The organism is Actinoplanes sp. NPDC019969, from assembly GCF_055562375.1.
In genome coordinates this window covers 160,738-175,482 of sequence record NZ_JBVHFK010000014.1, presented here as the reverse complement: position 1 = coordinate 175,482, position 14,745 = coordinate 160,738, and the positions used below count along the sequence as shown (strand labels likewise).

Annotated in this window: 12 protein-coding genes; 3 read left to right on the top strand and 9 right to left on the bottom strand. The window is 70.6% G+C overall.

Features of this window, described 5'->3' with window-relative positions:
• Window positions 1-4 precede the first annotated feature (4 nt).
• Window positions 5-634: a TetR/AcrR family transcriptional regulator gene (locus ACZ3II_RS35535; RefSeq protein ID WP_465523664.1), complete on the bottom strand. Its 630-nt coding sequence runs from the start codon at window positions 632-634 to the stop codon at window positions 5-7.
• A gap of 115 nt (window positions 635-749) precedes the next feature.
• On the opposite strand from ACZ3II_RS35535, the gene ACZ3II_RS35530 reads away from it, so the two are divergent.
• Window positions 750-2,048 (top strand): D-arabinono-1,4-lactone oxidase, encoded by a 1,299-nt coding sequence (locus ACZ3II_RS35530; protein WP_465523662.1) that lies wholly within the window; start codon window positions 750-752, stop codon window positions 2,046-2,048.
• 1 nt (window position 2,049) lies between these two features.
• Here the strand turns inward: ACZ3II_RS35530 and topA are convergent, their stop codons facing one another.
• The 6 genes from topA to ACZ3II_RS35500 all read right to left on the bottom strand — a co-directional run bounded on the left by topA (window position 2,050) and on the right by ACZ3II_RS35500 (window position 10,043).
• On the bottom strand, window positions 2,050-4,887 hold the full coding sequence (topA, locus tag ACZ3II_RS35525; protein ID WP_465523660.1) for a type I DNA topoisomerase: 2,838 nt from the start codon (window positions 4,885-4,887) through the stop codon (window positions 2,050-2,052).
• 194 nt (window positions 4,888-5,081) lie between these two features.
• The gene (locus tag ACZ3II_RS35520) at window positions 5,082-5,894 is read right to left on the bottom strand and encodes a hypothetical protein (RefSeq protein ID WP_465523658.1); all 813 of its coding nucleotides are present in this window, start codon (window positions 5,892-5,894) and stop codon (window positions 5,082-5,084) included.
• Entirely contained in the window at window positions 5,885-6,415 is a 531-nt protein-coding gene (locus ACZ3II_RS35515) for a hypothetical protein (protein ID WP_465523656.1), read from the bottom strand. The genes ACZ3II_RS35520 and ACZ3II_RS35515 overlap by 10 nt, the downstream gene beginning before the upstream one ends.
• Window positions 6,416-6,517: 102 nt before the next feature.
• On the bottom strand, window positions 6,518-8,932 hold the full coding sequence (locus ACZ3II_RS35510) for a sodium-translocating pyrophosphatase (RefSeq protein ID WP_465523654.1): 2,415 nt from the start codon (window positions 8,930-8,932) through the stop codon (window positions 6,518-6,520).
• Window positions 8,933-9,249: 317 nt separating this feature from the next.
• On the bottom strand, window positions 9,250-9,690 hold the full coding sequence (locus ACZ3II_RS35505; protein WP_043522733.1) for an ATP-binding protein: 441 nt from the start codon (window positions 9,688-9,690) through the stop codon (window positions 9,250-9,252).
• Window positions 9,687-10,043, bottom strand: a complete 357-nt coding sequence (locus tag ACZ3II_RS35500) for an STAS domain-containing protein (RefSeq protein WP_465523652.1) — start codon at window positions 10,041-10,043, stop codon at window positions 9,687-9,689. Before ACZ3II_RS35500 ends, ACZ3II_RS35505 begins: the two co-directional genes overlap by 4 nt.
• Before the next feature lie 112 nt (window positions 10,044-10,155).
• Between ACZ3II_RS35500 and ACZ3II_RS35495 the strand changes: the two genes are divergently transcribed.
• Both ACZ3II_RS35495 and ACZ3II_RS35490 read left to right on the top strand, forming a co-directional pair.
• A complete protein-coding gene (locus ACZ3II_RS35495; protein ID WP_465523650.1) occupies window positions 10,156-12,489 on the top strand; it encodes a DEAD/DEAH box helicase in 2,334 nt (777 codons plus the stop codon).
• Between the two features lie 68 nt (window positions 12,490-12,557).
• Complete coding sequence (locus ACZ3II_RS35490; RefSeq protein ID WP_465523648.1) at window positions 12,558-13,703, top strand: acyltransferase family protein; 1,146 nt, start codon at window positions 12,558-12,560, stop codon at window positions 13,701-13,703.
• Window positions 13,704-13,873: 170 nt separating this feature from the next.
• On the opposite strand, the gene ACZ3II_RS35485 is transcribed toward ACZ3II_RS35490, so the two are convergent.
• Together ACZ3II_RS35485 and ACZ3II_RS35480 are read right to left on the bottom strand one after the other, a co-directional pair.
• Complete coding sequence (locus tag ACZ3II_RS35485) at window positions 13,874-14,218, bottom strand: Rv3654c family TadE-like protein (protein WP_465523646.1); 345 nt, start codon at window positions 14,216-14,218, stop codon at window positions 13,874-13,876.
• A 128-nt stretch (window positions 14,219-14,346) separates the two neighbouring features.
• Complete coding sequence (locus ACZ3II_RS35480; protein ID WP_465523644.1) at window positions 14,347-14,712, bottom strand: TadE family type IV pilus minor pilin; 366 nt, start codon at window positions 14,710-14,712, stop codon at window positions 14,347-14,349.
• Window positions 14,713-14,745 lie beyond the last annotated feature (33 nt).

Sequence of the window (14,745 nt, the reverse complement as noted above, 5' to 3'; positions counted from 1 at the left end):
CGCCTCAGGCGGAGACGTGGCGGTGCAGGTATTCCCTTATCAACGCCTTGGCCTCGGTCAGCACCGACTCGTCGCCGCCCGGGTCCCGGCGGAAGGCCAGCTTGATCAGGGCGTCGGCGGCCTCGACCGAGATCTGCAGCGCGAACCGCAGACGGTTCCGGTCGGCCAGCTTGAACTGCTCGACCAGCAGCTCGGCCAGGCGCTCGGCGATGACCGCGTTGTTGTCCCGGTCGGAGTCGAGCAGGTGCAGGTCGACGACGTCACCGAAGTGCAGCGTCCGGAAGCCGGGCACGCTGCGGTGCATGTGGATGTAGGCGTCGATCGCGCCGTCGACGGCATCCCACCAATGGGTGTACGTCTCGCCGGCGAACCGATCGGACAGACTTTGCAGGTACGCATCCATGTTGCGCAGCGCGAGCGCCTGCACGATGGCTCGCTTGTCCGGGAAGAACTGGTAGACCGAGCCGATGGCGACCTCGGCGCGCTCGGCGAGCAGCGTCGTGGTCAGGCCCTCATAGCCGACCTCGTCGACCAGCTCGGCACAGGCGTCGAGCATGCGCTGAACCCGGGCAACGCTTCTGCCCTGCACCGGAACCCGCCTCAGCGGTCCGGTGCTGACGGTTGGTGTCGACACGCGTCGCCACTCCCTCTCGACAGTATTAAATCGAACGTTACTCGGATCAACGAGCGAGGCGCATCGACGGGACGCCGGGTGACGGTGTCCGCTCGGATGGAGGACAAAGGCCCGAATGACCGCACCCGTTAACGCGCGCCGCTGGACCAACTGGGGCCGCAATCAGCAATCGATCGCGGATGTGCTGACACCCGCCGACATCGACGAAGTCATCGCCCAAGTGAACCAGGCCGGCGAAAGCGGCCGGCGGATCAAGGTGGTCGGCAGCGGCCACTCGTTCACCGCCATCGCCGTCGCTGACGACCAGCGGATGTTCGTGCACCGGCTGAACCGGCTCGTCTCGGTCGACGGGCCGCTGGTCACCGTGCAGGCCGGGATGCCGCTGTCCGTCCTCAACGCGGTGCTCGCCGACCACGGCCTGGCCATGCCCAACCTGGGCGACATCGACGCGCAGACCGTCGCCGGGGCGATCTCCACCGGCACGCACGGCACCGGGATCGGGCACGCCACGCTGGCCTCCTGCGTCGAGGCGGTGACCCTGGTGACCGCGGGCGGGAAGGCCGAGCGGTACGCCGTGGACGCCCCCGAGTTCCCGGCGGCGCGGCTCGGGCTCGGCGCGCTCGGCGTGCTGGTCGAGGTGACGCTGCGCTGCGTGCCGGCGTTCACGCTGCTCGCCGAGGAACAGCCGATGCTGCTGCCGGATGTGCTGGCCGGGATCGACGAGTGGCTGCCGGCGTACGACCACGTCGAGTTCTTCTGGTACCCGTACACCAACCGCACGTCGCTCAAGCGGAACCGGCGGGTGGCCGACGACGACCGGCCACTGTCGAGGTTCCGGGGCTGGCTCGACGACGACTTCCTGTCCAACACCGTCTGGCAGGGTGTCTGCGCGGTGGGGCGGCGGTTCCCGGCGGTGGTCCCGGCACTGAGCGCCGTCTCGGCCCGGGCCCTCAGCGCGCGGACCTACACCGGGCGTTCCGATCAGGTCTTCTGCTCCCCGCGCAAGGTCAAGTTCACCGAGATGGAGTACGAGGTCCCGCGCGCCGCCCTGCCCGAGGTCCTGGACGCGCTCGGGAAGATCATCGAGCGGCTGCCGTTCAAGGTGCAGTTCCCGGTCGAGGTGCGGTTCACCGGGCCGGACGACGTGTGGCTGTCGCACGGGTACGGCAGGGAGTCCGCCTACATCGCCGTGCACCAGTACCTCGGCAGCCCGTACGAGCCGTACTTCCGGGCCCTGGAGGACGTCTGCACGCCGCTGGGCGGCCGGCCGCACTGGGGCAAGCTGCACTATCGGGACGCGGCATCGCTGCGGACGGCGTACCCCCGGTTCGACGACTTCCTCGCCGTCCGCGACCGCCTGGACCCCCATCGGATCTTCACCAACGAATACCTGACGAGGGTCCTGGGCGGTTAGCTCACTCGGCGGCGGTGGCCGCCTTGCGCGGGGCGGCCTTCTTGGCGGGGGCCGCCTTCTTGGCCGCCGTCGTCTTCTTGGCCGCCGTCGTCTTCTTCGCCGCGGTGGCCCGCTTGGCCGGCGCCTTCTTGGCCGGCGTCTCCCCGTCGGCAGCGGCGGTGGCCTTGGCGGGCACCTTCTTGGCAGCGGTCTTCTTCGCCGGCGCCCGCTTCGTCGCCGGCCCCTTGGCCCGCTTCTCCGCCAGCATCTCGGCGGCCTGCTCGGCGGTCAGCTCCTCGGGCGTCTGACCGCGCCGCAGCGTCGCGTTGGTCTCGCCGTCGGTCACGTACGGCCCGAACCGGCCCTCCTTGACCACCATCGGCTTCTGCGTGACCGGGTCCGGGCCCAGCTCGGCCAGCGGCGGCTTGGCGGCTCCCCGCTGCCCGCGCAGTTTCGGGGCGGCCAGCAGGGCCAGCGCCTCCTCCAGCGTGACGGTGAACAGGCGCTCCTCGTTCTCCAGCGAGCGGGAGTCCTTGAGCCGCTGGATGAACGGGCCGTACCTGCCGTTACGGGCGATGATCTCGTTGCCGTCGGCGTCCTTGCCGACCAGCCGGGGCAGCGTGAGCAGCTGGAGCGCCTGCTCCAGGGTGAGCGTCTGCGGGGACTGCGAGGCGAACAGCGACGAGCTGCGGTCGCCACTCTGCACGTACGCCCCGTAGCGGCCGGACTTCACCAGCACCGGCTCACCGGTCGCCGGGTCGTCGCCGAGGGTCCGGTCGCCGTTGCCGGCCAGGAACAGCTCCTCGACCTTCTCCCGGGTCAGCTCGTCGGGCGCCAGCCCGTCCGGGATCGACGCCTTGTCCTCGGGCGCGTCGTCGCCGCCGTCGACCAGCTTGCGCTGCAGGTACGGCCCGAACTTGCCGACCCGGACGACGACCCGCCGGTTCTCCTCGTCGACGTAGAGCGGGATCGAGTTGACCTCGCGGGCGTCGATCGCGCTTAGGTTCTCGGTGACCATCTTCTTCAGGCCGCCGGCCTTGGCGATCTCCTCGTCCACGCCGGCGCCCTGGGCCCCGAAGTAGAACGAGGTGAGGAAGTCCAGCTGGGTGTGGTCGCCGGCCGCGATGTCGTCGAGCTGGCCCTCCATGGCGGCGGTGAAGTTGTAGTCGACCAGCCGCGGGTAGTGCCCCTCGAGCAGGCCGATCACCGCGAACGCCAGGAACGACGGGATCATCGCCTGGCCGCGCTTCTCCACGTACCCGCGGTCCTGGATCGTCTGCATGATCGACGAGTACGTCGAGGGGCGGCCGATGCCCAGCTCCTCCAGGGCCTTGACCAGCGACGCCTCGGTGTACCGGGCGGGCGGCGAGGTGTGGTGGCCCAGCGCGTTCAGCGCGTCGGCGCTCAGCGGCTGGTCCTTCACCAGGTTCGGCAGGCGGCGCTCGGCGTCCTCGGCCTCGGCGCTCTCGTCGTCCGACGACTCCACGTAAGCGCGCAGGAAGCCGGGGTCGGTGATGGTCTTGCCGGAGGCGGCGAAATCGGCCTCCTCGCTCGCCGCGGTGGTCGCGCGGATCCGGACACTGACCGAGTTGCCGACCGCGTCGGTCATCTGGGACGCGATGGTGCGGCGCCAGATCAGCTCGTAGAGCTTGAACTCGTCGGTGGTCAGCTCCTTGGCGACCTCGCCCGGGGTGCGGAAGTTGTCGCCGGCGGGACGGATCGCCTCGTGCGCCTCCTGGGCGCCCTTGGCCTTCGTCGTGTACTTGCGGGGCTGCGGCGGCACGTTGTTCGCCCCGTACAGCTCGGCGATCTGCCGGCGCGCGGCGGCCACGGCGGTCTCGGAGAGGTTCACCGAGTCCGTACGCATATAGGTGATGTAACCCTTTTCGTACAGGCTCTGCGCGGTCCGCATCGTCTGCTGCGACGAGTTCCGCAGCTTGCGCGCGGCCTCCTGCTGCAGCGTCGAGGTGATGAACGGGGCGTACGGCTTGCGGCGGTACGGCTTCTCCTCGACCCGGGTCACCGTGAACGGGCGGCCCTCCAGGCGGGCGGCCAGCCCGCGGGCGCCGTCACCGTCCAGCTGCACGGCCGTCGAACCGGCCTTGAGCTGCCCGGTGGTGGGCTCGAAGTCCTTGCCGGTGGCGATCCGGTCGCCGTCCAGCGCGATCAGCGTGGCCTGGAACGTGCGCGGGCCCTCGACCTGGCCCTGGATGGCCAGGTGGGCCTGGATGTCCCAGTACTCCGCGGAGCGGAACGCCATCCGCTGGCGCTCGCGCTCCACCACGATCCGGGTGGCGACCGACTGCACGCGGCCCGCCGAGAGGCCGCGCATCACCTTCTTCCACAGGACCGGGCTGACCTCGTAGCCGTACAGCCGGTCCAGGATGCGGCGGGCCTCCTGGGCATCCACCAGGGAACGGTCGATCTCGCGCGGGTTCGCCACGGCGGCCTGGATGGCCGGCTTGGTGATCTCGTGGAACACCATCCGCTTGATCGGGACCTTGGGCTTGATCGTCTCGACCAGGTGCCAGGCGATGGCCTCGCCCTCGCGGTCCTCATCGGTGGCGAGCAGGATCTCGTCCACCTCGCGGGCCATCCGCTTGAGCTTGGCCACCTGCTCCTTGCGCCGCTCGGAGATCACATAGAGCGCCTGGAAACCGTTGTCGACGTCGACGCCGAGCCGGGCCCACGGCTGGCCCTTGTACGCCTCGGGGACCTCGTCGGCGTTCTTCGGCAGGTCGCGGATATGCCCGACGGAGGCCTCGACCAGATAGTCGGGGCCCAGGTAACCGGCGATCGTCTTGGCCTTCGACGGGGACTCGACGATGACCAGACGGGTCGTCCTGGCGTCACTCGGCACGGCACTCCTTATTTGACCCTCAACACTCCCCGCTCGCCTCCGGCGGAGCACAGACGTTCAACGTAACGCGCCGGACGAGCCCACATTCCCGGGGCAGCCCGCAGTCGGATGGTAACGGTCCGGCCACCGCATGCGTCTGACCGCGACACCGTACACCGGGAAGTGACTGTAATGTCGGACACAATCGGTGAAGATCACGCGACCAGAACACTCGGCCACGATTCGGGCGGCGCCGCTGGTGGGCGGTCCCCGACCAGTTCGGCGAGCCGCCGCAGCCGTTTCGCGCCGGCGATCACATAACGGCGTCCGTCATCCGACACGCGGCCGGCCAGACCGGCCCGGACCAGCGCGGCGTCCACCGGCTCCGGGTTCTTGGCCGGATCCAGGCCGAGCGTCCAGCCGCCGCGGTGCGGGCCACCGGCGGCGGCCACCCACAGCCGCAGGCGCGGTCCGGAGAGAAAAAGTTGCGCGGACGACTCCGGCCAGGCCCGGGCGAGGGCATTCAATCTTCGGGAGTACGCCGTACGCACCTCGAAGATCGTCGGAGTCGGCTCTTCGGGCTGCTCCGGCTCGGGATCCGGCTCCGTGGGGCCCGGCTCGTCGTCCGACGACGGGTTCTCCGACGTGTCGTTCGCCTCTTTCGAGGGGTGGGGCGCGTCGACCCGTACCCCATCAGGGTTTTGATCTTGTTCTTCCACCGGCGCCCAGGTGGCCTTCAGACCGCGTGCCACCAGCTCACTGACCAGCACGTGAACCCGCCAGGCGGCGTCCACCCGGACCGCGACCCGGGCCGTGCCGCCCATCCGGCCCAGCTCGCCGGGGCCCGCCAGCAGGCCGATCAGGTCGGCGGGCGACGGCTCGGTGGTCTCCGCGCCGAACATGGTCAGCTGATGGCCGGGCCGCGGACCGGCCGAACCACGGTGGACGGCGCGCCGCACCACCGGAACCGGCGGCGGAAGCACCTCCCGCGGGATCAGCGGCCACCCCGGATCAGTCGTCATTGGCATTCAGGAAGAGAGTCGAAGGCCTGTCTGAGCTCCACCGACTCCAGGGTCTCGGTGTCCAGGCTGCTCTGCTCGTAGTCGGCGGAGAGCCGCTCGACGACCTTGCCGACCTCGGCGTAGAACGCCTTCGGCGGGTTCGTGGCCAGCGCCTCGATGCCGGTACGGGCATGCCCGTAGGCGTCCCGGATGCCGGCCAGCGAGTCGAGGAAGCCGGTGGCGATGGCCGCACCGTTCGTCACGTCGGGCACCCCCGCCTTCTCCACCCCTTCCCGGGCCTTCTCACTGGCGACCGCGGCGCCGTCGAAGAGCCGGGCCAGGTTCTCCTTCGCCTGGCCGGCGCTGGTCTCGGCGGTGATCTGCTGCTGGGTGCGGCTGGTCAGCGAGTCGATCTCGGCACGCCAGGGACTCAGCGTGGTGCACACCAGCGCCGCCCAGGCCTGCGCGCCGGGCTGGCCGGAACAGGCGGCCAGCGGCACCGCGAGCACGACGACGAGGGCCAGGGAGATCGGTCGGACCGCGCGCATGGAAGCAGGGTACGGCCATCGCCGGATCCGCCACACGCCTCGATCGAGTCACAGCGAAAGGCACCCGGAAAACCGGGTGCCTTTCGTCCTGGTAGGAGCGGATCAGACGTTGTCCTTGATCCGCGCCGACTCGGTGGTACGGGCGTCCTGAACCGCCTTCGCGGTGTCCGCCGCACCGGCCGCCACCGCCGACGAGCTGTCGTCACCGATCGCGATCGGCTTGCGCTTGCTCCAGACCACCGCCGCCGTCACGATCGCGACCGCGAGGACCGCGATGCCGATCCGCAGCGCCGGGTTCGCGTCGCTGCCGTAGCTCCAGGTCACCACGGCCGGGGCGATCAGCAGCGAGACCAGGTTCATCACCTTGATCAGCGGGTTGATCGCCGGGCCGGCGGTGTCCTTGAACGGGTCGCCGACGGTGTCGCCGATGACCGTGGCGGCGTGCGCCTCGGAGCCCTTGCCGCCGTGCGCCCCGTCCTCGACCAGCTTCTTCGCGTTGTCCCACGCGCCGCCGGAGTTGGACAGGAAGACCGCCATCAGCGTGCCGGTGCCGATCGCGCCGGCCAGGTACGCCGCCAGCGCGCCCGGGCCCAGGCCGAAGCCCACCGCGATCGGTGCCATGACCGCCAGCAGACCCGGCGTGAGCAGCTCACGCTGCGCGTCCCGGGTGCAGATGTCGACCACCCGGCCGTACTCGGGGCGCTGCGTGCCGTCCATGATCCCGGGGAACTCCCGGAACTGGCGCCGGACCTCCATCACGACCGCACCCGCCGACCGGGAGACCGCGTTGATCGCCAGGCCGGAGAAGAGGAACACCACCGCCGCGCCGACCAGCAGGCCGACCAGGCTGCGCGGGTTCGAGATGTTCAGCTGGGCCAGGATCTCGTTGCCGACGTTCGCCACGCCCGCCTCGGTCAGCGCGCTGGCCAGGCTGTTGGTGTACGACCCGAACAGCGCCGTGGCCGCCAGGACCGCCGTCGCGATCGCGATGCCCTTGGTGATCGCTTTCGTGGTGTTGCCGACCGCGTCCAGCTCGGTGAGGATCTGCGCGCCACGCTCGTCGATGTCGCCGGACATCTCCGCGATGCCCTGCGCGTTGTCCGAGATCGGGCCGAACGTGTCCATCGCCACGATCACGCCGACCGTGGTGAGCAGGCCGGTGCCGGCCAGCGCGACAGCGAACAACGACAGGGTGAGCGACGAGCCGCCGAGCAGGAACGCGCCGAAGACACCGGCGCCGAGCAGCAGCGCCGAGTAGACCGCCGACTCCAGGCCGACACTGATGCCGGCCAGGATCACGGTGGCCGCGCCGGTCTGCGACGACTGGCCGATGTCCCGCACCGGGCGCCGGTTGGTCTCGGTGAAGTAGCCGGTCAGCGCCTGGATGGCGGCTGCCAGCACGATGCCGATCACGACCGCGCCGACCGCGACCCAGCGCGGGTCCTGGCCGCTGTTCAGGACCTCCTCGGAGATGCCCGCGTCGGCGAAGCCGGCGAAGGTGCTCGGCAGGTAGACGAAGCTGACCACGGCCACCGCGATCGCGGAGATCGCCGCCGAGATGTAGAAGGCCCGGTTGATGGCGGTCAGACCGTTGCGGTCGCTCGCCCGCAGCCGGGTGATGAAGACACCGATGATCGCGATCAGCACACCGATCGTGGAGACGATCAGCGGGAAGATCAGGCCGTCCTGGCCGAACGCGGCCGAACCCAGGATCAGCGCCGCGACCAGCGTCACCGCGTACGACTCGAACAGGTCGGCCGCCATGCCGGCACAGTCGCCGACGTTGTCGCCCACGTTGTCGGCGATGGTCGCCGCGTTGCGCGGGTCGTCCTCCGGGATGCCCTGCTCGACCTTGCCGACCAGGTCCGCGCCGACGTCCGCGGCCTTGGTGAAGATGCCGCCGCCGACCCGCATGAACATCGCCAGCAGCGCGGCGCCGAAACCGAAGCCCTCCAGGACCGTCGGGGCGTCACCGCGGAAGATCAGCACGACCAGCGCGCCACCGAACAGGCCGAGGCCGACGGTGAGGAAGCCGACCACGCCACCGGTGCGGAAGGCGATGCCCATCGCCTTCTCCCGGCCGCCCTGCTCGCCGGCCGCCGCTGCCACCCGCAGGTTGGCCCGGGTGGCCAGGGCCATGCCGGCGCCGCCGATGAACGAGCTGAACACCGCGCCGACGATGAAGAACAGCGAGCGGCCGATCCGTACCCAGGTCTCGTTGTCGGTCTCGTGCACCGGCAGGAGGAACAGCAGAACCACCGCGATGACGACGAAGATGCCGAGGGTCTTGAACTGGCGGAACAGGTACGCCGAGGCGCCCTCCTGCACCGCGCCCGCGATCTCCTGCATCTTCGGGGTGCCGCGCCCGGCGCGCAGAACCGATTGAACGAACGCCGCGGCGAAGCCGAGCGCCACCAGGGCGAACACCAGCGCGACGACGACGAAAGTGATGTTTGACCCGCTCAGGGACACTCCGCCACCACCTTCGGCGGCGAGGTCTATCGAGGTCCCGGACATCCATGTCCTCCTGTACACCGAATGGCGCCCGGGAGACGGACGAGACCCCGGGCGCATTCCCCGTGGGGCCGGGGAACGACCGGCCAGCCCCGCGGACGCGGGACCAGCAGTAGCTGTCAACTCGCGTACTGTATAGGGCTTACGTGTCGGTCGTCACATGTAGCACCAGCCGTGTCGCGATGATGATCGCCGTTGTGTTAGTCCGGAAAGGATCTCGGACGCACGGGCTGGGATCAGGATCCCCGTTTCGCCACACTATTTCATGAAATATCGCCCAAATCGGGCGTGGCGCAATTGTTGACGGAACGCCGGCCGCGTCAGCGGCGGGTGACCGGCCAGACCATGCGGACCTCGGTGCCGGAACCGTCCTCGACGGGACGCACCTGGAGGTCGTCGACGAAGCCGGCCAGCAGCGCGAAGCCCACGCCGGTGGTGAGCGCGTCGTCGGTGAGCGACTCGTCGGCCAGCTCGTCCGGCGGCAGTTTGGTCAGGCCCACGCTCGCCTCGAGCGGGCCGTGGTCGATGACCCGGACCGTGTACGAGTCCGAGTCGGACATCTCCACGGTGACGAGGTCGGTGAGACCGTACTGCCGGTGCAGGGCGACCGCCCGCGTGCAGGCCTCACCGATGGCGAGCCGGACCTCGTCGAGCAACTCCTCCGCGACACCCGCCCGCCGGGCGACGGCGACGCCGACCAGGCGGGCGGTGCGCACGTGCACCGGAGCCGGTGAGAAGGAGAGCCGAACGGTAGCCATCACGAAGCGGGACCGCTGCCGTCGCGCTCGGTGGCCGCCTCGACACTCGCGAAGATCGGGAAGACCTGGTCGAGCGCGGTGATGCGGAAGATCTTGAGAAGTGGCTCCTTGGCACAGACCAACCCGAAGGTGCCATGCGCCGTACGCAACCGCTTCAGGGCCCCGACCAGCACGCCGAGGCCGGTGGAATCGAGGAAGTCGACACGTTCCAGATCCACGACCACGTCGCGCGCGCCGCCGTCCACCAACTCGATGAGGCGCTCGCGCAGCCGGGGGGCGGTGTAAACGTCAACCTCACCGCCGACCTCGAGCACGGTGTGCCCGGCGACGGTCCGGGTCGTGAGTGACAGCTCCATCGGTCCTCCTCCCTGATCTCTCCCCCGCGAAATCTAACCACCGACCGTTCGGAGGCGGCGCGTGGCACCCACCGTCCTACCCGTTTGAGGTTCGGGCCCAACCGGTGTCACAGTGCAATGCGTGACCTCCACCGCCTTCGGCCCCGCCGAACTGCTGCACCGGCTGCGGGCGCGGGCGGCCACCTCGGCGGTGTCGCCGGTCACCCATGTCGAACGGGTTCCCGCACGTGAGGGTCGCACAGCCCGCTGGCCGGAGTGGACCGGCCCCGGGGTCCGGGACGCCTTCTCGGCACAGGGAATCACCGCTCCGTGGGAACATCAGGCGGCCGCGGCAACCCTCGCGTGGGAAGGCACGCACGTCGTGCTGGCCACCGGGACGGCGTCGGGAAAGTCCCTCGCGTACCAGCTGCCGGCACTCAGCGCGCTCGCCACGGACCCACGAGCGACAGTGCTCTATCTGTCACCCACCAAAGCCCTCGCGGCCGACCAGCTGCGCGCCCTGAACCGGCTCGGGGTGGACGGGGTGCGGCCCGCGACGTACGACGGGGACACCCCTCGTGAAGAGCGCGAATGGATCCGGCAGCACTCCCGGTTCGTGCTCACCAACCCCGACATGCTGCACCACAGCATGCTGCCGGGACACGGCAGGTGGGGCGTCTTCCTGCGCCGCCTGCGGTACGTGATCATCGACGAGTGCCACACCTACCGGGGCGTGTTCGGCTCGCACGTGGCGCACGTGCTGCGGCGGCTGCGCCGGGCCACCGCCCGGTACGGCGCCTCCCCCACCTTCATCCTGGCCTCGGCCACCTCGGGCGACCCGGCGGAGTCCGCGTCCCGCCTGACCGGCGTCCCAGTGATATCTGTCACAGAGGATGCGTCACCGCGGGCCGCCGTCACGTTCGCCCTGTGGGAACCGCCCCTGCTGCCCGACCACTCCGCCGACGGCGAGGACGCCTCCCCGGTCCGCCGATCAGCCCTGCGAGAAACCGCCGACCTGCTCACCGATTCCGTGGTCAACGGGATCCGGACGCTCGCGTTCGTCCGGTCCCGGCGCGGGGCCGAGGTGGTCGCGTCACTGGCCCGGCAGTCACTGAACGAGGCGGTTCCCGGGCTGGGCGAGCGGGTGGCCGCCTACCGCGGCGGCTATCTGCGCGAGGACCGGCGGGCGCTGGAACGCGCGCTGCTCTCCGGTGAGCTGCTCGGGCTGGCCTCCACCAACGCGCTCGAGCTCGGCGTCGACCTGGCCGGCCTGGACGCCGTGCTGATCTGCGGCTACCCCGGGACCCGCGCCTCCCTGTGGCAGCAGGCCGGCCGGGCCGGGCGGTCCGGCGGGGAGGCGCTCGCCGTGCTGGTGGCCCGGGACGATCCGCTCGACACCTACCTCGTGCACCATCCGGAAGCCGTGTTCGGGCGGCCGGTGGAGGCGACGGTGCTCGACCCCGGGAACCCGTACGTGCTCGGCCCGCAACTCTGCTGTGCCGCGTCCGAGGCCCCGATCACCGACGCCGACCTGGAACTGTTCGGCGACCCGGCGCCGGCGCTCGTCGAGCAGCTCGTCACCGAAGGGGTGCTGCGACGACGCCCGTCCGGGTGGTACTGGACCCATCGCGGGCGGCCCGAGGTGGACCTGCGGGGCACCGGCGGGGCGCCGGTGGCGGTGGTCGAGGCGGCGACCGGGCGGCTGCTCGGCACCGTCGACCACGGCTCGTCCCACTCGATGCTGCACCCCGGGGCGGTGCACCTGCACCAGGGCGTGTCGTACGTGGTGGACGACCTCGACCTGGAGGACGCCATCGCGCTGGTGCACCAGGAGGAGCCGGACTGGACCACACACGCCCGGGACGTCACGAACCTGTCGGTGGTGAACGTCCGGTCGTACGTGGACGCCGGCCCCGTCGGGCTGTTCCTCGGCGACGTCGACGTCACCAACCAGGTCGTCTCCTACCAGCGGCGACGGCTCGGCAGTGGCGAGGTGATCGACACCCGGCCGCTGGATCTGCCGGTGCGCGAGCTGCGGACCGTCGCGGTCTGGTTCACCGTGTCGCCGCAGGCCCTGACCGCCGCCGGGATCGAGCCGGGCGAGTTCCCGGGAGCGCTGCACGCCGCCGAGCACGCCGGGATCGGGCTGCTGCCGCTGATCGCCACCTGCGACCGGTGGGACATCGGCGGGCTGTCCACCGCCAACCACGCGGACACCGAGGCGCCGACGGTCTTCGTCTACGACGGGCATCCCGGGGGCGCCGGGTTCGCCGAGCGGGCGTACGGGGCCGCCACCGCCTGGCTGGGCGCCACCCGGGAGGCGATCGCGTCATGCGGATGCGATACCGGCTGCCCGTCCTGCGTGCAATCACCCAAATGCGGAAACGGAAACAATCCGTTGAACAAACAGGACGCGGTACGGGTTCTCGACACGGTTCTCGCCGCGATATCGCACCCCTTGCCCTGAGAATGTAGCCTCCCTCCCCGATGAGCCGAGACGAAGCACACACAGCAGCCGACGGCGGCGTCAAGCCCGTGGGACCGCGCCTGGCGGCCCTGGACGGGCTGCGCCTGATCGCCGCCGTGACGGTCGCGGTCTACCACCTCAGCGTGGCGTGGCGCATCGACGGCGTTCATCCGCCGGCTCACTTCCTGCCGAGCTTCTCCCACCTGGCCATCTACGGCTTTCTCGGTGTCGAGCTGTTCTTCCTGATCAGCGGGTTCGTGATCTGCATGAGCAGCTGGCGGCGGGGCCTCGGGGACTTCTTCGTGTCCCGAGTGAGCCGGCTCTACCCGGCGTACTGGGCCTGCATCCTGATCACCGCCGCGGTGATCACCTTCCTGCCGGTGACCGGCGGCCTGCCCGTCGAGGGCACGCCGGACCTGCGGGAGATCGCGGTCAACATGACCATGCTCCAGGAGCCGCTGGGCATCCCGCTGGTCGACACCGTGTACTGGACGCTGTTCGTCGAATTGCGTTTCTACCTCCTGTTCGCCGCCCTCGTCGCATTCGGTCTCACCTATCGCCGAACGGTGATCTTCTGCGCCTCCTGGATGGTCGTCGCCGTGATCGGCCCGACCCTGGACAGCCGGATCATCACCATCCTCGCCATCCCGGAATACGCGCCCTATTTCATCGCCGGAATCGCCGCTTTCCTGATCTACAAGTTCGGCCGTTCCCCGCTCCTCTTCGCGATCATCGGTTTCGCCTGGCTGGTCGGCGTCAAACGGGTCGAGGACCGGGTCGCCGACGTCGATCCCGGCTTCGACGTGCCGACCTGGCCCGGCATCGTGATCGTCACGCTGTCCTTCGCGCTGATCCTGATCATCGCGCTGGGCTGGACCGACCGGATCCGCTGGAGCTGGCTCACCACCGCCGGCGCCCTCACCTACCCGTTCTACCTGCTCCACCAGCGCATCGGATACAGCGTCGTCCGGCACGCCCACCAGCACACCGGGCTCCCCGCGTGGTCGCTGATCCTCGGGGCGATCCTGCTGGTGCTCGTCGTGGCGTGGCTGGTCCACCGGTACGTCGAACGCCCCCTGGGCCGCCTCCTCCGCCGGACCATGCGCAAGGCCATCGCGGACGTGCGGCAGGTCTCCGCCGACGACGCCGCCCCGGCCGCTGCCGTCACCCCACAGCGCCGATCCCCCGCCCTCTACGAGGACGTCACTCGCTGAGCTTCTCCGGTACGCCCACGCAGCGTCCCGTGACCTCCGGTAGCTGCGGCAGGCGTCCCCTCCCGGCCGTCCCCGGCCGCGGGTCATGCATGCCCGTCCCGGTCACCCCCGGCTGGTTCTCAGGGCTGTCTCAGCGGCGCTGAGACAGCCCTGAGAACCAGCCGGACCCCTCACCGCGCCACGGGGACAGGTCCCGCACGGGCAGCCGCCTCCGCGCTCATCGGCAGGAATCCGAGCGGCACCGCGGCGCCGACGACGATCTCCAGGCCGGTCACCGTGCACCGGGTCATGGCGGCGCTGTTGGCCTCGACGTAACGCTGGGCCGTCGCGCAGGCCGCCGCCTCGCCTTCGATGGCATGGACACCGCCGGCCAGCGCCCCGAAATCGGCCGCCACCCGGGCCTGATGCCGGGCGATCCGGGCGGCGCCGACGGTCGCGCCCGCCGCCCCCACCAGAACCAGCACCAACCCCATCGCCAGCACCAGAACCGACGCCGCCCCACGGTCGTCCCGCATCCCAGCGGCTGCACTGTTGTCCCGCATCCCGGCTACCGCGCATTCGTCCCGCACTCCCGCGGCCGCATCGCCATCGCGTATCTCGCTCCGCGCGGGGCGGCCTGCTCTCTCGTTTGCCGCAACGCGTCTCATGGGAAGGTCGCCTCCTCCGGCTCGCGGGCCGCGGTCGCACTGCCCCGGACGATCAGGCCGGGCAGATCGGCGCCGAGCATCCGCACCGGGACGGCGACCTCGGCGGTGACGCTGTCCGCGGTCCCGCCCGTCCGGATGACCGCGCCGTCCGGTGCGAGACGCGCCGCCGCCGCAGCCGCGGACTCGCCGCGTGACCCGGCCAGCGCCGCCTCCCGGGCGGCGTCCAGACACTGCATCTGAGCGGTCGCCGCGGTGACCGCGGTCAGGCCGGCCCCGAGCAGCAGCATGAGCGCCGGCAGCCCGGCCGCGAGTTCGGCGGTGAAGGCGCCCCGATCACTGTCGGACCGCCGGAACCGTCCCACCCTGGGGTCCCGGCCGCGACCGGGCTGCCGGCG